Source organism: Pectobacterium hainanensis (genome assembly GCF_046237015.1).
In the GTDB taxonomy this organism is placed as follows: domain Bacteria; phylum Pseudomonadota; class Gammaproteobacteria; order Enterobacterales; family Enterobacteriaceae; genus JBJYIN01.
The window spans coordinates 22,082-42,052 of record NZ_JBJYIN010000012.1; the positions used below are offsets into that span (position 1 = coordinate 22,082).

General features: G+C 49.1%; 17 protein-coding genes. 1 reads left to right on the top strand and 16 read right to left on the bottom strand.

Features of this window, described 5'->3' with window-relative positions:
- Positions 1-8 precede the first annotated feature (8 nt).
- From dnaE to rpsB, 16 genes are all read right to left on the bottom strand, one after another.
- Positions 9-3,491 carry a DNA polymerase III subunit alpha gene (dnaE, locus tag ACKPVM_RS13205; protein ID WP_409309613.1) on the bottom strand — a complete coding sequence of 1,161 codons (3,483 nt, stop codon included), beginning with the start codon at positions 3,489-3,491 and terminating at the stop codon, positions 9-11.
- 162 nt (positions 3,492-3,653) lie between these two features.
- Positions 3,654-4,250, bottom strand: a complete 597-nt coding sequence (gene rnhB / locus ACKPVM_RS13210; protein WP_409309615.1) for a ribonuclease HII — start codon at positions 4,248-4,250, stop codon at positions 3,654-3,656.
- Positions 4,247-5,392, bottom strand: a complete 1,146-nt coding sequence (lpxB, locus tag ACKPVM_RS13215) for a lipid-A-disaccharide synthase (RefSeq protein ID WP_409309617.1) — start codon at positions 5,390-5,392, stop codon at positions 4,247-4,249. Before lpxB ends, rnhB begins: the two co-directional genes overlap by 4 nt.
- Before the next feature lie 3 nt (positions 5,393-5,395).
- Positions 5,396-6,184, bottom strand: a complete 789-nt coding sequence (gene lpxA / locus ACKPVM_RS13220) for an acyl-ACP--UDP-N-acetylglucosamine O-acyltransferase (RefSeq protein WP_409309619.1) — start codon at positions 6,182-6,184, stop codon at positions 5,396-5,398.
- 4 nt (positions 6,185-6,188) lie between these two features.
- Positions 6,189-6,662 carry a 3-hydroxyacyl-ACP dehydratase FabZ gene (gene fabZ / locus ACKPVM_RS13225; protein WP_196238423.1) on the bottom strand — a complete coding sequence of 158 codons (474 nt, stop codon included), beginning with the start codon at positions 6,660-6,662 and terminating at the stop codon, positions 6,189-6,191.
- 83 nt (positions 6,663-6,745) lie between these two features.
- Complete coding sequence (gene lpxD, locus ACKPVM_RS13230) at positions 6,746-7,768, bottom strand: UDP-3-O-(3-hydroxymyristoyl)glucosamine N-acyltransferase (RefSeq protein ID WP_409309621.1); 1,023 nt, start codon at positions 7,766-7,768, stop codon at positions 6,746-6,748.
- 3 nt (positions 7,769-7,771) lie between these two features.
- On the bottom strand, positions 7,772-8,269 hold the full coding sequence (gene skp / locus ACKPVM_RS13235) for a molecular chaperone Skp (protein WP_409309623.1): 498 nt from the start codon (positions 8,267-8,269) through the stop codon (positions 7,772-7,774).
- Between the two features lie 128 nt (positions 8,270-8,397).
- Entirely contained in the window at positions 8,398-10,830 is a 2,433-nt protein-coding gene (gene bamA / locus ACKPVM_RS13240) for an outer membrane protein assembly factor BamA (protein WP_409309625.1), read from the bottom strand.
- Positions 10,831-10,865: 35 nt separating this feature from the next.
- Complete coding sequence (gene rseP, locus ACKPVM_RS13245; RefSeq protein WP_409309627.1) at positions 10,866-12,221, bottom strand: sigma E protease regulator RseP; 1,356 nt, start codon at positions 12,219-12,221, stop codon at positions 10,866-10,868.
- Positions 12,222-12,237: 16 nt separating this feature from the next.
- On the bottom strand, positions 12,238-13,095 hold the full coding sequence (gene cdsA, locus ACKPVM_RS13250; RefSeq protein WP_409309629.1) for a phosphatidate cytidylyltransferase: 858 nt from the start codon (positions 13,093-13,095) through the stop codon (positions 12,238-12,240).
- Positions 13,096-13,104: 9 nt separating this feature from the next.
- A complete protein-coding gene (ispU, locus tag ACKPVM_RS13255; protein ID WP_409309631.1) occupies positions 13,105-13,866 on the bottom strand; it encodes a (2E,6E)-farnesyl-diphosphate-specific ditrans,polycis-undecaprenyl-diphosphate synthase in 762 nt (253 codons plus the stop codon).
- Between the two features lie 203 nt (positions 13,867-14,069).
- The gene (ispC, locus tag ACKPVM_RS13260; RefSeq protein ID WP_409309633.1) at positions 14,070-15,266 is read right to left on the bottom strand and encodes a 1-deoxy-D-xylulose-5-phosphate reductoisomerase; all 1,197 of its coding nucleotides are present in this window, start codon (positions 15,264-15,266) and stop codon (positions 14,070-14,072) included.
- Between the two features lie 228 nt (positions 15,267-15,494).
- Entirely contained in the window at positions 15,495-16,052 is a 558-nt protein-coding gene (frr, locus tag ACKPVM_RS13265) for a ribosome recycling factor (protein WP_409309635.1), read from the bottom strand.
- Between the two features lie 138 nt (positions 16,053-16,190).
- Entirely contained in the window at positions 16,191-16,922 is a 732-nt protein-coding gene (gene pyrH, locus ACKPVM_RS13270) for a UMP kinase (RefSeq protein ID WP_409309637.1), read from the bottom strand.
- Positions 16,923-17,080: 158 nt separating this feature from the next.
- The gene (tsf, locus tag ACKPVM_RS13275) at positions 17,081-17,932 is read right to left on the bottom strand and encodes a translation elongation factor Ts (RefSeq protein WP_409309638.1); all 852 of its coding nucleotides are present in this window, start codon (positions 17,930-17,932) and stop codon (positions 17,081-17,083) included.
- A 135-nt stretch (positions 17,933-18,067) separates the two neighbouring features.
- Positions 18,068-18,793: a 30S ribosomal protein S2 gene (gene rpsB / locus ACKPVM_RS13280; RefSeq protein ID WP_409309640.1), complete on the bottom strand. Its 726-nt coding sequence runs from the start codon at positions 18,791-18,793 to the stop codon at positions 18,068-18,070.
- A gap of 348 nt (positions 18,794-19,141) precedes the next feature.
- Between rpsB and map the strand changes: the two genes are divergently transcribed.
- Positions 19,142-19,936, top strand: a complete 795-nt coding sequence (gene map / locus ACKPVM_RS13285) for a type I methionyl aminopeptidase (protein WP_409309642.1) — start codon at positions 19,142-19,144, stop codon at positions 19,934-19,936.
- Positions 19,937-19,971 lie beyond the last annotated feature (35 nt).

Consider the following 19,971-nt stretch of genomic DNA (forward strand, 5'->3'; position numbering starts at 1 on the left):
TTCCTATATTAGTCAAATTCCAGTTCTACCTGCTCATTACCGACGAGTGTGCGCAACTCATTGAGTAACGTGTCCGTTGGCGTGATACGCCATGCGGCCCCGAAACGTAACCGAGCGCGCGCATCTTCACGTTGGTAGTAGAGATGCACTGGGATCGTCCCCGAACGATGGGGTTCCAACGATTGACGGAGACGGTTTAATAGCTGGTCATCAATTTGCCTGTCAGTCAGCGAGATAGCAAGCCCACGCGCATATTTTTCCCGCGCTTCGCTGATATCCATTAACTCGCGCACCGTCATTTTAAGCCCGCCGCTAAAGTCATCAAAGCTGACCTGTCCACTGGCGATTAGGATACGGTCTTTCTCCAACAAATGCTGATATTTTTCCAGCGCATCCGTGAACAACATAATTTCAAGGCGACCAGAACGATCGTCCAGTGTACAAACGCCAATACGGTTACCCCGTTTTGTGACCATTACCCTCGCAGCCAATACCAACCCGACTGCCGTGGTCATTTTACCCCGCTCCGTTGGGTGCATATCTTTCAAACGCAGGCCGTTTGTGTAGCGTTCGATTTCCTTAAGATATTGCGTGATGGGGTGCCCGGTCAAATAGAGCCCCAGCGTTTCCCGTTCGCCATCCAACACCACTTGTTCCGGCCATGGCGGGACAGTGCTGTATGATTGCTCGACTTGCTCGGGCGCTTCCGCCAAGACACCGAACATATCGACCTGACCAATCGCCTCCGCTTTGGCATGTTGATCGGCGGCCTTAAGCGCATCGGACAATGAATTCATCAACGCAGCACGATGCGGCCCAAGACGATCAAATGCGCCGGACATAATCAGCTTTTCCAGCACGCGGCGGTTCAGTTTTTTAATATCGGTTCGTGCGCAAAGATCAAATAGTTCCCTGAAATAACCATCCTGGTTGCGTGCTTCAATGATCGCTTCAATCGGACCTTCGCCCACGCCTTTTATCGCACCGATACCGTAAACAATTTCGCCATCGTCGTTAACATGGAAGTGATACAGCCCGCTGTTAATATCCGGCGGCAGGATTTTCAACCCCATACGCCAGCATTCATCGACCAGACCGACCACTTTATCCGTGTTGTCCATATCGGCAGTCATCACCGCCGCCATAAACTCCGCGGGATAGTGTGCTTTCAGCCACAACGTTTGATAGGAAACCAGTGCATAAGCAGCAGAGTGCGACTTATTAAAACCGTAGCCCGCAAATTTCTCTACCAGATCGAAGATTTTCATCGACAGCTCGCCGTCGACGCCCATTCTCTCTGCGCCCTCTTTAAACACCGAGCGCTGCTTAGCCATTTCTTCCGGTTTTTTCTTACCCATCGCGCGGCGTAACATATCCGCGCCCCCCAGCGTATAACCGGATAGCACCTGGGCAATCTGCATAACCTGTTCCTGGTACAGGATAATGCCGTAGGTCGGTTCTAGCACGGGTTTGAGCGATTCGTGTTGCCATTCAATATCAGGATACGAAATCGCTTCTCGACCATGTTTACGGTCAATAAAGTTATCTACCATGCCAGACTGCAACGGACCTGGTCGAAACAGCGCCACCAGAGCGATCATATCTTCAAAGCAGTCAGGCTTCAGACGCTTGATCAGATCTTTCATGCCACGCGATTCAAGCTGGAATACCGCGGTAGTTTCCGAGCGTTGTAGCATGTCAAAACTTTTCTTATCGTCGAGTGGGATCGCCGCGATATCAATCGGTTCCTGCCCCAATTTTGCGCGTCGTGCGTTGATCATTTCCAACGCCCAGTCGATGATGGTTAGCGTACGTAGACCAAGGAAGTCGAACTTAACCAGCCCGGCATATTCAACGTCACTTTTATCAAACTGAGTAACCGGGTGGTTACCTTCGGCATCGCAGTATAACGGGGCGAAATCCGTAATTTTAGTCGGCGAAATGACGACCCCACCAGCATGTTTGCCAGCATTACGCGTCACGCCCTCTAACTTACGCGCCATATCAATGAGGGCGCGGACTTCCTCATCGGCTTCATAAATTTCAGGCAGCTGTGGCTCTGCCGCAAAAGCCTTCTCCAGCGTCATCCCCGGATCGGGCGGCACCAGTTTAGAAATGCGATCAACAAAACCGTAGGGGTGGCCCAGCACCCGTCCCACATCACGGATCACCGCTTTCGCCGCCATCGTACCAAAAGTGATAATCTGAGAAACTGCATCACGGCCATACATATCGGCAACGTGGTCAATCACCAAATCACGTTTCTCCATACAAAAATCGACGTCAAAGTCAGGCATGGAGACACGTTCTGGGTTGAGAAAACGTTCGAACAGTAGATCAAACTCCAGCGGGTCCAGATCGGTAATTTTCAGCGAATACGCAACCAATGAACCAGCACCAGAGCCTCGTCCCGGGCCTACAGGCACATTGTTATCCTTGGACCACTGAATAAACTCCATCACGATCAAAAAGTAACCGGGGAATCCCATCTGGTTAATCACTTTGAGCTCAATATCCAGACGCTCATCGTATTCTGGCCGTTTTTGCGTTCGAACTTCCGGATCAGGGAACAAAAATGCAAGGCGCTCCTCCAATCCGTCTTTTGAGCGCTTAACCAAATAATCTTCCGTGCTCATCTCCCCTGTTGGGAATTGCGGCAGAAAATATTCACCTAAGCGAATAGTCACGTTACAACGTTTAGCGATTTCGACACTATTGATAAGCGCTTCGGGCACATCGGCAAACAGTTCGCACATTTCATCTTCTGTACGCATATATTGCTGCGCACTGTAATTGCGAGGACGTTTGGGATCGTCGAGCGTATAGCCGTCGTGAATAGCGACTCGAATTTCATGCGCATCAAAATCATCTTCGCTAATAAAACGCACATCGTTCGTGGCAACAACGGGAATACCGTGCTTAGTCGCCAGCGCTACAGCAGAATGCAGATAACTCTCTTCATCAGGACGCCCGGTACGGATTAACTCTAGGTAGTAGCGTTCTGGAAAATGCTGTTGATAGAACGCCAGACACTGCTCAGCCAGCACTTGATTGCCACGCAAAATAAACTTGCCGACATCACCATGACGCGCACCTGATAGCAGAATCAACCCCTGTTGATAGTCGATGAGCCAATCGCGATCGATTGTTGGCCCCGCTGCGCCGTAGCCTCGCTGGTAGGCATGCGATATCAATAAGGTTAAATTTTGGTAGCCTACATTGTCCATTGCCAATATCGTGAGCTGGGCTAATTCATCACCCAATTCTTCACTGGCAACCAACACATCGGCACCAATAATGGGTTTAATACCAGCACCGTGGGCACCGCCATAAAATTTCACCAACCCACACAGATTGGTAAAATCAGTAATCGCCAGTGCTGGCATTCCCAATGCCGCCGTTTTCTTTACCAGCGGTCCAACTTTGGCCAGCCCATCGATCATGGAATAGTCACTATGCACACGCAGGTGAATAAAACGTGGTTCGGCCATATCCAGATCCCAGAATTTATCGATTGCTCAGCGCAACAATAACGCTATCGCTGTGCTGAAGGTTAATGATGAGGTCAATGAAGCCCCGCGATTGTCACCCCTTGCAAATGGGGATCTAAATGACGGTTTTAGAAACGACAACAATCGTCAGCAGAGTACAGATTACGCCAGTCCCAACACTCGCTTAACAGGCGCAAAACTCCGACGGTGGAACGCGGTAGCCCCCAATAAAGCCAGTTTCTCTAAATGAAAAGCCGTTGGATAGCCCTTATGCTGGGCAAACCCATAATCAGGGAAGAGTTTGTCTAACTCCACCATCTCACGATCGCGGGTCACCTTAGCCATAATAGAAGCGGCGCTAATCTCTGCGACACGACTATCGCCTTTTACCACAGCCTGTGACCGCATAGCGAGAGTTGGGCAACGGTTCCCATCGATCAAAACAAAATCGGGGGTAATTGACAACCCAACCACTGCACGCTGCATCGCCAACATCGTGGCATGCAAAATATTCAGCCGATCTATTTCTTCAGGTTCGGCACGACCAAGACTCCAGGAGAGCGCTTTTTCCTTAATCTCATCATAAAGCGCCAAACGCCGTTTTTCACTTAGCTGTTTCGAATCCGCCAATCCGACAATTGGCCGGGAAGGGTCAAGTATCACGGCGGCAGTAACCACGGCACCGACCAGAGGGCCACGTCCTACTTCATCAACACCGGCGATACAGGTCGCCTGCGGATAGATAAATATTTCACTCATGATCTTACTAATTCCAGTACCGCCTGAGCGGCTTGCTCATCGGCGTTACAGCGGATTTGCTGATGCAAATCCACAAATGTCGTGCGTAACTCGGCGGTTTTACTCGCATCGAATAATGGCAACAGCGCCGCTGCTAGCTTGTCCGGTGTACAATCCGTTTGTAACAGTTCCGTCACTAGTTCACGACCTGCTAACAGATTAGGCAACGACACCCATGGAGTTTTCACCAATCGCTGTGCTAGCCAAAAGGTAAAGGGCTTCATACGGTATCCCACCACCATCGGACATTTTGCCAACATACATTCCAGCGCAGCCGTACCCGATGCCAGTAACGCGGCATCGCTGGCGATCATCGCCTCACGAGCCTGCCCGTCCAGCAAATGCATCCGTAGATCGGGAGCAACACAATTCTTTATTCGTTCGAACTGTTCCCGTCGTTTGCTATTCACCAGTGGAACCACGATTTCCAGGTCAGGGAAATGTTGGCGCAGTAATATCGCGGTTTTAAGAAAATCCTCACTGAGCATTTCAACCTCAGCACCCCGACTGCCCGGCAACAAAGCTAAGCAATGAACCTCTGGCGCAATGCCCAGCGTTGCACGCGCCACCATTTTATCTGGATGCAAAGGCATGGCATCCGCCATCGTATGGCCGATGAAGCGGCATGGCACATCGAAACGATCGTAAAACGCTTTTTCAAAAGGAAGAAATGCCAACACCAGATTGGTTGATCGGCCTATTTTGAAAACCCGCTTTTGCCGCCAAGCCCAAACGGATGGACTGACATAATGAATGGTATGAATGCCCTGCTGCTTCAGGTTACCTTCCAGCGTAATATTAAAATCGGGTGCATCAATACCAACAAACACATCTGGTTTAAGGCTAGTGAAACGCTGAGTCAAATCCCGACGAATTTTCAACAGACGGGGTAATCGACCGAGTACCTCAACGATCCCCATTACGGCGAGCTCTTCCATTTCGTACCAGGCTTCGCAACCTTCAGCCTGCATACGTGGCCCGGCAACACCGACGAAACGAGCATCGGGCACTTTTTCTTTCAGCGCCCGAATCAAGCCAGCCCCCAGAATGTCGCCAGAAGTTTCTCCGGCGACCAATCCGATAGTTAAAGGACGTGATGACATGGATTAACGAATAATACCGCGGGTAGAACGAGAGAAGAAATCGATAAACGCCTGTACTGCCGGATGCTCAACAGCCAGCGCCTCAATTTCTGGTTTAACTTCATCCAGCGTTTTTCCACTACGGTAAATCAGCTTATAAGCCGCGCGGATAGCATGCTGGGTATCTTTCTCAAAACCACGGCGTTTCAGCCCTTCGATATTCAGACCAAACGGCGTGGCATGGTTGCCTTGCGCAATAACATAAGGGGGAACATCCTGCGCCACACCGGAGCATCCACCGACCATAACGTGTGCGCCGATAATACAAAACTGATGCACCGCCGTCATACCGCCGATAATCGCAAAATCATCAACGGAAACATGACCGCCTAGCGTCGCATTATTGGCAAGAATACAACGGTTGCCAATAACACAATCGTGCGCAATATGCGTATTGATCATCAGCAAATTATCACTACCGACTTTAGTCAACCCACCGCCTTGCTCAGTACCGCGATGAATCGTGACGCTCTCGCGAATACGATTACGATCGCCGATCTCAACACGAGTCGGTTCTCCTGCGTATTTCAGATCCTGATTCACTTCCCCGATAGAGGAAAACTGATAGATTTCGTTATCGCAGCCAATTTTGGTTATACCATTGACCACAACATGCGATTTCAGCACCGTTCCTTCACCGATCTCAACCTGAGAACCGACGTAACAGAATGGGCCAATATGTACGTTAGCACCAATAATGGCACCATCGTCAACAATGGAACTGGGGTGAATAAAGGCGGTTTGATCAATCACGTTATCAGGCCTCCCGACGACGAGCACACATCATTGACGCTTCACAGGCCACTTCACCATCAACCTTGGCGACACCTTTAAAGCGCGCAACGCCGCGACGCTCTTTAATGAATTCAACCTCCAGGATCATTTGATCCCCTGGCTGTACTGGACGCTTAAAGCGAGCCTCATCCACAGCCGCGAAATAATATAGCTCTCCCGGTTCCAGTTTACCGACGCTTTTAAACGCCAGAATACCCGTTGCCTGAGCCATCGCTTCCAAAATTAACACACCAGGGAAAATCGGTTTTCCTGGGAAATGCCCTTGAAAAAAGGGTTCATTGAAAGAGACGTTTTTCACCGCCCGCAGAAATTTCCCCTCTTCAAAATCCAGAACCCGATCAACCAGTAAAAACGGGAAACGGTGCGGTAATAGCTCTAAAATCTCTTCAATATGCAGAGTATGAGTGTCAGTAGTCAAAATACTCTTCCTGTCCATAAAACTAATGCCATCAACAACACGGCCTGCTCAGACCCTAAAAGGGGATCTTTCCGGCAGGCCGCAAATAAAAACGCGAGTGATTAAACGTTATCGACTTTTCGTTCAACGGCTTTCAACCGTTTGCTTATCTCATCAATATTCATCACCAGCGCTGCGGTTTTACGCCACACCTTGTTAGGTTGCAAAGGAATGCCTGAAGAGTATACCCCAGGTTCGGTAATTGGTCGCATGACCATGCCCATTCCCGTTACCGTCACTTTATCGCAAATCTCCATGTGCCCATTAATGACGCTGGCACCACCGATCATGCAATAACGGCCAATTTTCAAGCTTCCCGCCATGATGACGCCGCCCGCCACCGCGGTATTGTCACCAATCACGACGTTGTGCGCAATCTGGCATTGGTTATCGATGATCACACCATTGCCGATAATCGTATCATCCAACGCGCCGCGATCGATTGTCGTGCTTGCGCCGATCTCAACCCGATCGCCAATTCTAACCGTGCCTAACTGAGGGATCTTAACCCAGTTACCGCGATCGTTCGCATAGCCGAAACCATCCGAACCAATCACCGCGCCGGACTGAATCAGACACTGCTCACCTAATTCAACGTTATGATAAATTGTAACATTAGCCCAAAGCCGAGTACCTGCACCGAGACGCGCATTTTTACCCACAAAACAGCCCGGACCAATGATGACACCGTCCCCCAATTGGGCACCGGACTCAATCACCGAATTAGCACCAATCGCAACCTGTTTGCCGACGATCGCATCTGATGCAATCACTGCACTAGGTGCGATATCCTGTGCTGGCTGCGGTGTGGTATCCATCAACTGAGCCATTCGAGCATAGGTAAGATAGGGATTTTTTACTACCAGCGCAGCAACCTGACAATAGGGCAAGTCAGCTTCCGTCAGCACAACTGCGGACGCACCCGTCCCGGCTAATTGCTCACGGTAACGACTATCAGACAGAAAGGTAATCTGTCCTGTTTTCGCCGAATGCATAGAAGCAACACCGGTGATGACGAGCTCGCCATCACCGTGTAATTGTGCATCCAACTGTTGAGCTAACGCATCCAGCCGAATTGAATACATGGTTTATTTAACCTGTTTCAACACATCAGCGGTAATGTCTTTCGCATTGGCAGCATACGCAACCGCGTTAGCGTCAATCACAACATCATAGCCTTCTTTACCAGCAACCGCTTTTACGGCATCCTGAATGCGGCTCAGGATCTTATTACGTTCTTCCATCTGGCGACGACGGTTATCTTGATCAAAAGCCTGTGCCTTAGTCGAGAACTGTTCGCGCTGGGCCATGATGTCTTTTTCCATTTTACTGCGATCGCTCGCTTTCATGGTAGAACCATCACGCTGCAATTTCTGCATTTTGGTCTGCAAGCTGTTTTCCATTGTTTGCAGTTCGGAAGCACGCCCCTTAAATTCATTTTCAAGCTGTTTAGCGACTGTTTCACGCTGTGGTAGCTGCTGGAAAATACTGGATACGTTAACAACCGCAATCTTATCAGCAGCCTGAACGCTTGCAGATGCAGCCAATGCTAAACCGAGGCCTGCGGCACACAACCACTTTTTCACTATAAACTCCTCAACCTAACCTAATTTGTGTCTTCACACAGTTAATGTGCATAGCGTTGTCGTATTATCAAGATTCCCGACGACTTCCGCTATGCGATTTGTCTTGCATACGATCTGCTGACGTCACACTACCAGGTTTTACCGATGTTAAACTGGAATTGTTCCGACTTGTCTCCATCGTACTTTTTGACCGGCTGGGCATAGGAAAAGACCAATGGCCCAAGCGGAGACATCCATTGCAGCGCGATACCGCTGGATACACGGAAATTACCGGGTTTACTGTAATCCGGTACGCCCGCATCAAGCGTTGCCTGCGTATTTTTCCAGTTAGTATCCCAAACAGTACCGCCATCGATGAAGAACGACGTCCGTACTGAGCTCGCATATTTATCGCTGATAAACGGCGTAGGTACAATCAACTCTGCGCTCGCGACCATCATCGCATTACCACCGACGGCATCATCCAGATTAGTTTTATCAATCGGACAGTCGGCATAAGATGTATGCGTCCCTTTCACACAGCTATAATAGGCAGCTTTTGGACCAATGGTATTCGACTGGAAGCCACGAACTGTGCTGGATCCGCCGGCATAGAAGTTGTCATAGAACGGCACTTCCTTACCGCCTAATCCATCAGCATAACCTGCACGAGTACGCCCCATCACCACCCAATTGCCACTCTCGCTCAGGGGGTAATAGGTCGCAGAATCAAACGTCAGTTTGTAATATTCATTATCTGAACCAGGGATGGTGACTTTGGCGTTAGCCGATGCACGCGTCCCTTTGGTTGGGAAATAACCACGGTCAAGGTTGTTATATGACCATCCAGTATTCAGGAAGAAATCGTTCGCTTTGAAATCGGCGCTGGATTTGTCATTTTCACCAACAATTTCAGGATTAACGCCAACGGAATCCAGATAACGCCACATTGCCACCTGCGGTTTCATATCCGACAGATCGTTATGAACATAATCCAAACCGAGGCGCAACGAGTTATTTTCATTAATGGGGAAACCTAACGTACTTCCGATACCGTAACTGGTATTGGTATAGTCAGACAGATCGGCATCGTAGGCTTCAAACTTGTTATAGAAAATGCGGCCGCCGAGGCTAACCCCATCAACCGTGAAATACGGATCGGTCAGAGACAATTCGACATACGTCTGATAGTCGTTTTTGGTTCCGCTGATACCGACGGAGTTACCTGTTCCCAACCAGTTATCCTGTTGAACACCGGCCTGGAAACTCACACCGCTTTCTGTACCAAAACCCACACCAAAGTTAAACGTACCCGTGTTACGTTCTTTAACTTTATATGTGACATCAACCTGATCGGCCATACCGGGAACGCGTTGCGTTTCGACATCAACGGTTTCAAAGTATCCCAAACGATTTAAACGCTCTTTACCTTGCTCAACCAGATCGTTACCTAACCAAGCCCCTTCCATCTGACGCATTTCACGACGTAAAACCGAATCTTTCGAGGTGTCATTACCGTCAAAACGAATATGACGCACATAGAAACGGTTACCCGCATCAACGTTGATATTCAGTTTTACCGTTTTATCGGCATCATTGATTTCTGGTTGTGTGACGACGCGCGGATAAGCATAGCCATATCGACCCAGCAGCTTTTTAATATCCTCTTCCATACGAGTCACTTTCGTGCCGTTGTAGAGTTCACCGGGTTCAATCTTCGTCAGGCCTTCAATTTCCGCAGAATGACCAGCCAAATTCCCTTTCACCGCAACGCCTGATAACTTGTACTGATCGCCTTCTGTCATATTGATGGTGATGTAGATGCCTTTTTTATCTGGCGTCAAACTCACCTGAGTTGAATCAATATTAAACCGGGCATAACCGCGATCCAGGTAGAAACTACGTAACGTTTCCAAATCACCAGAAAGTTTTTGCTTCTGATATTTGCGATCGCCGACAACGTTCCACCAGGGCACTTCATCACGCAATTGAAAACGGGAAATCAATTCGTCAGAGCTGAATGCTTTGTTGCCAACGATATTGATCTGCTGAATTTGGGCTGATACCCCTTCGGTGAAGACCAATTTCAAGTCAACACGGTTACGAGGCAATGGCGTGACCACCGCTTTCACCGATGCACTGTATTTACCTACGCTGTAATAGAAATCTTCCAGCCCTTTTTCGATACTGGTAAGTGCCGTGCGGTCTAGCGCTTCGCCGACACGTACACCCGACGCTTCCAGGTTCTCTTTCAACATGTCATCTTTGACTGACTTGTTGCCGGAGAAAGTGACACTGGCGATTGTCGGGCGCTCTTTCACCTGAACAATCAGCGTTTCACCATCACGCAGGACCCGTACATCTTCAAAATTTCCGGTTGCGAACAAGGCACGGATGGTATTACCGATATCATCATCACCGACGGTATCACCAACGCGGACCGGCATACTAAGTAGTGCCGCGCCGACAGCAACCCGCTGCAGGCCCTCGAAATGAATGTCCTTCACTACGAACCCGTCTGCACCGTATACGGTGGCGCTGCTGAACAGCAGCGACGCTATGAGCAACTTTTTCATCGCCATCGTTGTTATGCGTTTTTCCTAACCTAATCTCGCGCCTACAGGCGAGAGAAATCATTGAAAAGTGCGAGTCCCATTAACAACATCAGCAACACAGTACCAATGCGATAACTAAAGTCCTGCACACGCTCAGAAACCGGCCTGCCCTTCAGTTTTTCAACTGCAAGGAAGAGCAAGTGTCCACCATCCAATACCGGCAGAGGGAACAAATTGATGATCCCCAGATTGACGCTGATTAAAGCCAAAAACATCAGGTAATAAATCAATCCATAATCTGCTGACATTCCTGCCCCCTGAGCAATCGAGATCGGACCGCTCAGGTTGTTCAGCTTAACATCACCCGTAACCAGTTTGCCTAACATACTGACGGTCAACTTCATCAGTTGCCAGGTTTTATCTGTTGCCTGATAGATGGCGCTGAACGGACCGTACTGACGTACCGTTTTGTATTCTTCAGGTAAAGGAGCCACACTCGGCATCACACCGGCAAGCCCTTCAACCCGGCCACCACCTATAGATTTACTGTCAGGCGTCAACGTTAAAGGCAGCATCACTCCGCCTCTTTCGACATCCAACGCAATACTCTGCTCTGGATTGTCACGCACGGCGGCAACAAAATCACGCCAATGCGCCAGAACCTGCCCGCCGACTTTAACGATCCTGTCCCCAACTTGCAAACCTGCCTTTTCAGCAGCGGACCCCGGTTGAACCTGCGTTAATACAGCCTCAACCTGTGGCCCACGAGGGACTATCCCCAGAGACATAACCGGATCTTGCTTATCGGGTTCAAACTGCCAATCACGCAAGTCCAGTGTTTTCTGTACTGTCTGAGTAGCACCTAAAGGTGCCGTGTTAATAACAACCTGATTGCTACCGATCTTACCGATCAACGCCAAACGCGCCGTATCCCAATCAGGCGTTTCGATACCATCAACTGACTTTAGTTCAATCCCCGCCGACATTTCCGCCTGCGAAGCAATAGAGTTGGGTACTATTTCGCCAACCACGGGGCGAACGCCAGGAACACCGATAATAAATACCAGCCAATAGGCGACAATGGCAAAAAGAAAATTAGCGATAGGACCGGCACTGACGATAGCGGCACGCTGCCATACGGTCTTGCTATTAAATGATTGGTGGCGAAACTCGGGTGCGACCGTATCGACGCGCTCGTCAAGCATTTTGACATAGCCGCCAAGTGGAATTAATGCGATGACATATTCTGTTCCAAACCGATCCCGACGACGCCACAGCGCACGACCGAAACCGACAGAAAAACGTTCAACCTTAACGCCACACCGACGAGCGACCCAGAAGTGACCAAATTCATGCACGGTAATGAGTACACCCAGTGCAATGATAAAGGCGGCCAGACTCCAAAGGAAATTCATCATACGTTACCGTTTCACCCTAAACTGCTTTAAATATCAATAACATCAAACAAGAAAACACCGGAACAGCCGCCGTCAGACTATCAATACGATCCAGTACACCACCGTGCCCAGGAATCAAATGACTGCTGTCTTTAATGCCGGCTTCGCGTTTAAACATACTTTCAGTCAAGTCACCCAGTACCGAAGCCAAGGCTGCAACGATAGAACAGATCAACAACGTGGAGGATGCCACGCTCAAAGGCGCATAACGGCTAAATAGCAAAGAAATTATCGCGGAGGTAACCAGTCCCCCGACTAACCCTTCCCAGGTTTTTCCCGGAGAGACTTTTGGTGCAAGCTTGCGTCGACCAAACAGTTTGCCAAACATGTAGGCTCCACTGTCTGCGCCCCATACCAGCAACATCACGTACAACAACCACCATGCGCCGATAAAAGGATTGATATCATAATGATATTGACGTAGCGCGACCATTCCCCAGAAAAACGGAACAATCGTCACGATCCCAAAGGCCAATCGCAACACACGAGAATGCCGCCACAGCGATGCAGAAACGGGGTAGGACAAAACCAGAAACAACGCCACGATCCACCAAGCTAGCGCGCTCCAAAGCGTTACGCGGATTTGCAGAGCGTGAACAGAATAATGATAGGCAGGGAGAGTTAATAGCATCAACGCCAGTAAGAAGCCACACAGAATGGCTAGCCACACCCGTTGACCAGAGGAGGTAAACCCTGACAGTTGTCCCCATTCCCAAGCCGCTAGCATGCAGACAGCCAGCGTAACCAACGTAAACCCCAACGGCGGCAACAAAAACAATGCTGCGATAACAATCGGAATCAAAATCAAAGCAGTAATCAGGCGATACTTCAGCAAAAGTTCCCCCTAGGATGCATCCACATCGATAGGTGTTGTTCCCCCGAAGCGACGCTCACGTTGTGCAAATGCATTCAGAGCACCTTCAAAGACTTGTTCATCGAAATCAGGCCAAAGGACATCGGTAAAGTAAAGCTCGGCATAAGCAATTTGCCATAACAAAAAGTTACTTATGCGATGTTCTCCACCGGTTCTGATCACCAAATCAACCGGCGCCAACTCATTCAGGCAAACATATTGGCATAATGAATCTTCATCAATGCTGTCAGGACGTAACGTTCCCTCTTGTACCTGTTCGGCAAGTCGCTTTACTCCCTGAATGATATCCCAACGACCACCATAATTCGCAGCAATATTCAGCGTCAAACCCTGATTATTTTTTGTAAGAGCTTCCGAACGATGGATACGCTCTTGTAAACGTGGGCTAAAACGGCTGATATCACCGATAATACGCAGACGAACATTGTGTTTATGAAGACTTTTCACTTCACTATCTAACGCTCGGACAAACAGCTCCATCAATGCCGTGACTTCCTGGGCAGGGCGATTCCAGTTTTCGCTGCTGAACGCGTAGAGTGTTAATGCATCAAGTTCATGACTAACGGCAAAACTCACGGCACGGCGCACCGATTTCACACCGGCCTGATGGCCGAATATCCGCAGTTTTCCCCGTTTTTTCGCCCAACGGCCATTTCCATCCATGATGATGGCAACGTGCCGAGGTTTGGTAAACGACAGACTATCAGCATTTTTTTGATTATCGGACGGCATAACGCGTACTTATTTCCTCAAGTAAGAAATACAACAGTCCTTCCGTAACATCAGACCCCGTTAGCGCAAAAAAAGCCGTGAGCGATCACGGCTTAACTTCACCGTCGGCGCGAAGCATCCCGCAAAGCCGACTATTGAGTGGCGCAGACTATACCACCTCAGTTGCATACGAACAAATTGTGCCTTCCTGCAACTCGAATTATTTAGGATAGATATGCAGCCAGCACTCGAGTAGCGGCCTGCCTTGCCCAACGATCGATGGCAATAACGTCATCAACACTTGTCGGTTCTGACAGATTCAGTTGCTCGACAACCTGCTGATTAATTGCAGCAATATCCGTAAAGCGAACCTGTGATTGTAAAAACGCCTCAACCGCAATTTCATTCGCGGCATTTAAGGCCGTGGTTGCGGCCTGCCCCTGATTACAGGCGTCTATCGCCAATCGTAAGCACGGATAACGCGCATAGTCTGGCGCAGAAAACGTCAGCGCCCCCAATTGACAAAAATCCAATGCGCTCACACCAGACGCGACGCGTTCTGGGTAGGCCATCGCATGTGCAATCGGCGTACGCATATCCGGCGAACCCAGTTGCGCAAGCACGCTGCCATCACGATAACGCACCATTGAATGAATGACGGACTGGGGATGGATAATGACTTCCATTTGTTCCGCAGAAGCATTAAACAACCAGCGAGCTTCAATGTATTCCAGCCCTTTATTCATCATTGTGGCGGAGTCGACAGAAATCTTTCGCCCCATTGACCAATTCGGGTGTGCACAAGCCTGATCGGGGGTCATATCCGTCAACGCCGATATGGCCGTTTCACGAAACGGGCCACCAGACCCGGTCAGAATGATACGTTCAACACCATGTTGCGCTAGTGAAGCGTAGCCTAATTGCTGCTGAATTTGCTCAGGTAAACTCTGAAAAATCGCATTATGTTCACTATCAATCGGTAAAAGCTGTGCGCCATTTTGCACAACGGCATCCATAAACAGACGCCCGCAGGTTACCAGAGACTCTTTATTCGCCAGCAAAACCTGTTTACCCGCACGAATAGCGGCCAGAGTTGGCAACAAACCCGCCGCGCCGACAATCGCCGCCATGACCTGATCGACATCATCCAGTGCGGCAAGTTCACAAGCAGCCTGTGCCCCTGATAAAACCTCCGTATGACATCCGTGTTCAGCTAATCGCTCACGTAATCTTTTTGCAGCGACATCATCCGACATGGAAGCGTAAGCCGGTCGAAACGTCAGGCATTGCTCAAGCATGCGATCAACATTGCGCCCGGCGGACAGCGCCTTGACTGAGAATTTGTCTGGATTGGCCTGAATAACCGCAAGTGAACTCACGCCAATAGAACCGGTAGAACCAAGAATGGTCAGTTGCTTCATTGAAATGCTCTGAATAACTGGATTTGATGACAGGAAGGTACACGAGTCTGAAACGATTACCATGACGTGTCCATCATTATTCATGAGAACATGATGTCATGACAAAGATGATTTGCTATCCACAAAACAGGCCAGTGCCGATGTATTCAACAAAATAAAGCATCACCGGGACAGAGACATCAAAAATCCCCACGCTTCCGGCAATGCTTATTTATCAAACGGACAGAATTAAAACTCCATCAGTTCCGTTTCTTTTTCTGCCAAAGCAGCATCAACTTTCTTGATAAAGGCGTCCGTCAGCTTCTGGACATCATCCTGAGCACGGCGTTCTTCATCTTCACTGATCGCTTTATCTTTCAACTGCGCTTTTAGCTTATCGTTAGCATCACGGCGCACATTGCGAACAGACACTCGACCTTGCTCTGCTTCACCACGAACCACTTTAATCAGATCTTTACGACGTTCTTCCGTCAGCGGGGGCAATGGAACGCGGATCACCGATCCGGCAGAAGAAGGGTTTAGCCCCAGATCTGACGTCATAATGGCTTTCTCAACCGCTGGGCCAAGTGAACGATCAAATACGGTAATCGCCAGCGTACGGGAATCTTCTACGACCACGTTGGCCAACTGACGTAACGGCGTAGCACTGCCATAATATTCAACTTGAATACCATCAAGAATACTGGGTGATGCGCGGCCAGTACGAATTTTGCTGATCTGATTTTTGAACGCTTCAACACATTTATCCATGCGCGTTTCAGCATCTTTTCTGATTTCATTAGTCACGTTGTGAACCCTTGAATACTGGTTGCCTTGCAGGCCACGCGCCGCGTGACCCGGTGAATAATTAATACCGCATAACTGCATGCAGTATATGACTATCTCTGCTGTTGCCAGAAACTGGATATTACCTTATTTCTAAGGTTACCCGTTATTACTGATCAACGTTCCTTCTTTCTCACCCATCACGACTCGACGCAATGCGCCAGGTTTATTCATATTGAAAACCCGAATTGGCAAGTTATGATCACGCGCCAGAGTGAAGGCAGCCAAATCCATGACTTTTAACTCACGTTCCAACACTTCCTGATAGTTCAACGTTTCATACAAGGTAGCTGAAGGATCTTTTACCGGATCAGCAGAGTAGACGCCATCCACTTTTGTCGCTTTCAACACAACATCGGCTTCAATTTCAATGCCGCGCAAGCAGGCTGCCGAATCAGTGGTGAAGAAAGGATTGCCCGTCCCGGCGGAGAAAATTACCACGCGGTTATTACGTAGCAAGCTAATGGCCTCAGCCCAACTATAGTTATCGCACACGCCATTCAGGGGAATCGCTGACATCAGGCGGGCATTCACATAAGCACGATGCAACGCATCACGCATCGCCAAGCCGTTCATCACAGTAGCCAGCATGCCCATGTGGTCACCCACAACGCGGTTCATACCTGCTTTCGCTAAACCCGCTCCACGAAACAGGTTGCCGCCGCCGATGACGACACCGACCTGGATGCCCAACTCAACCAGTTCCTTCACTTCCTGCGCCATGCGATCCAGAATGCTCGCATCGATACCAAAACCTTCAGTTCCCTGCAACGCTTCGCCACTCAGCTTTAGCAGGATTCGTTGATAGACGGGTTTTGCATTGGTTGCCATGGTGTTCTTGTCCTACAGGCTGTCATCGTATTGGGATTGTTAAAACAATTGAAAATGGTTTCACCCGGTTACCGATTAAAGCGCGGCAACCCAGTGTACTGAAACTATTTAGGCTGGATAAAAAGGAGCCGCCAAGCGGCGGCCCTTTTTCACTATTATTAAGACTGCTTACTCATCGCTGCAACTTCAGCAGCAAAGTCAACTTCAGCTTTCTCAATACCTTCACCGACTTCGAAGCGGATGAAGTTAGTTACGTTAGCATTATGCTCTTTCAGCAGTTGGCCAACAGATTTAGCTGGATCCATAACAAAAGGCTGACCAGTCAAAGAAACTTCACCGGTGAATTTCTTCATGCGGCCTTCAACCATTTTCTCTGCGATTTCTTTTGGTTTGCCAGACTGCATGGCGATTTCCAACTGAACTTTGTACTCTTTTTCTACCACTTCAGCAGACACATCTTCCGGACTAACGAATTCAGGTTTGCTTGCAGCCACGTGCATAGCCAGGTGTTTAACCAGCTCTTCGTCAGCGCCTTTAGCGGCAACCAGAACACCGATGCGTGCACCGTGCTGATAGCTGCCCAATACATCGCCTTCCAGCGCAGAAACGCGGCGAATGTTGATGTTCTCACCAATTTTCGCAACCAGTGCGACACGTTCTTCTTCAAACTGTGCTTTCAGTACGTCAACATCGGTGATTTTGCCTGCAACCGCGGCATCCAGAACTTTGTCAGCAAACGCCTGGAAACCACCATCTTTCGCCACGAAATCGGTCTGGCAGTTAACTTCCAGAATCACAGCGTAGTTACCGTCGATCTTAGTCTTGATTACGCCATCAGCAGCAACGTTACCTGCTTTCTTCGCCGCTTTAATCGCGCCGGATTTACGCATGTTTTCGATGGCAAGTTCAATGTCGCCGTCAGCTTCAACCAGCGCCTTTTTACATTCCATCATACCTGCGCTGGTACGCTCACGCAGCTCTTTTACCAGGGATGCGGTAATTTCAGCCATTCTAAAATCCTCGGAAGATTTATACTGCCTGGTCGCAACGACCAAACAGTCTTAAAAATGAAAAAGGGGCCATAAAGAGGCCCCTAACCAAACTAGATACTACCTGGTTAATAAGGGCTCAACGAGCCAGACTTATTATTCAGCTTCGACTAAGCCTTCTTCTGCCTGCTCAGCCAGATCTTGTGAACGGCCTTCGCGGATAGCAGTGGCGACAGCACCCAGATACAGGCTAACTGCACGGATTGCGTCATCGTTACCAGGAATAATGAAGTCAACGCCATCTGGATCGGAATTGGTATCAACGATAGCAAATACCGGGATACCCAGGTTGTTAGCTTCTTTGATGGCAATGTGTTCATGATCGGCATCAACAACGAACAGTGCGTCTGGCAGACCACCCATGTCCTTGATACCGCCCAGGCTGTTTTCCAGCTTGTCCAGTTCGCGAGTACGCATCAGCGCCTCTTTCTTGGTCAGCTTGTCGAAAGTACCATCCTGAGATTGCGTTTCCAGATCTTTCAGACGCTTAATTGACTGACGAACGGTTTTCCAGTTAGTCAGCATACCGCCCAACCAACGATGGTTCACGAAGAACTGATCGCAGCTGTTGGCCGCGTCTTTTACCGCTTCGCTTGCTGCGCGTTTAGTACCAACGAACAGAATCTTGCCCTTGCGAGAAGCAATTTTGCTCAGCTCAGCCAGCGCATCGTTGAACATCGGTACTGTCTTCTCAAGGTTGATGATGTGCACTTTGTTACGCGCACCGAAGATGAACGGCTTCATTTTCGGGTTCCAGTAACGGGTCTGGTGACCAAAGTGTGCGCCAGCCTTGAGCATATCGCGCATGGAAACAGTTGCCATGATTACCTCTATTAATTAAGTATGGGGTTAAGCCTCCACGAGTCCCATTGCGCCGACCCCATCGATCGAAATCGTTTGGAGCACCCCGGCGAACGTGCCGACACGTGTGTGTTATATACACAAAGTGAGTTTAGCCGACACAGCCAGATACCTACAAAAACATCCAGCCGGATCGTCGGCGCGCTTTATACCATAAATCCCCTGGGAACACCAACTTTTGTTGCCCCCGACACCACCATTCGGAATGATAATTTGGCAAGCTAATGGCTTGGCTGATAACATGAGTTATGACTTATCACCGACCTTCATTCCTGTAATCCATACAGGACACCTGCGGACAAATATTTAATGGCAATATCAATCAAAACACCTGAAGACATTGAGAAAATGCGCGTTGCTGGCCGTCTGGCCGCTGAGGTATTGGAAATCATCGAACCTCATGTTGTTCCCGGCGTCAACACGGCAGAATTAGACAGAATTTGTCATGACTACATCACTAATAAACAGCAGGCTATTTCCGCCTGTCTGGGCTATCACGGTTTTCCGAAATCCGTGTGCATTTCTGTTAATGAAGTGGTCTGTCACGGTATTCCCAGTGAAGAAAAAATCCTGAAAGACGGCGACATCGTTAATATCGATGTGACCGTTATCAAGGAGGGTTTCCATGGTGATACCTCCAAGATGTTCATCGTGGGTAAACCGACAATTTTGGGCGAACGCCTCTGCCGTATTACGCAAGAAAGCTTATATCTGGCGTTAAAAATGGTGAAACCGGGTATTCGCTTACGTTCTCTCGGGAAAGCGATCCAGAAATTCGTTGAAGCAAACAATTTTTCCGTTGTTCGCGAATATTGCGGCCACGGAATCGGTGTGGGTTTCCACGAAGAACCTCAGGTACTGCATTACGATGCCGATGACGGTGGTGTTGTCCTGCAAGCGGGTATGGCATTCACGATTGAGCCTATGGTCAACGCTGGCGATTATCGTATTCGGTCAATGAAAGATGGTTGGACAGTTAAAACCAAGGATCGCAGCTTGTCAGCCCAATACGAGCATACTATTGTGGTAACTGAAAATGGCTGTGAAATCATGACGCTGCGAAAAGATGACACCATCGCCAATATCATTACACACGAAGAATAATGAGTAAGCCGACAACTGTCGGCCTAGGGTAGCTG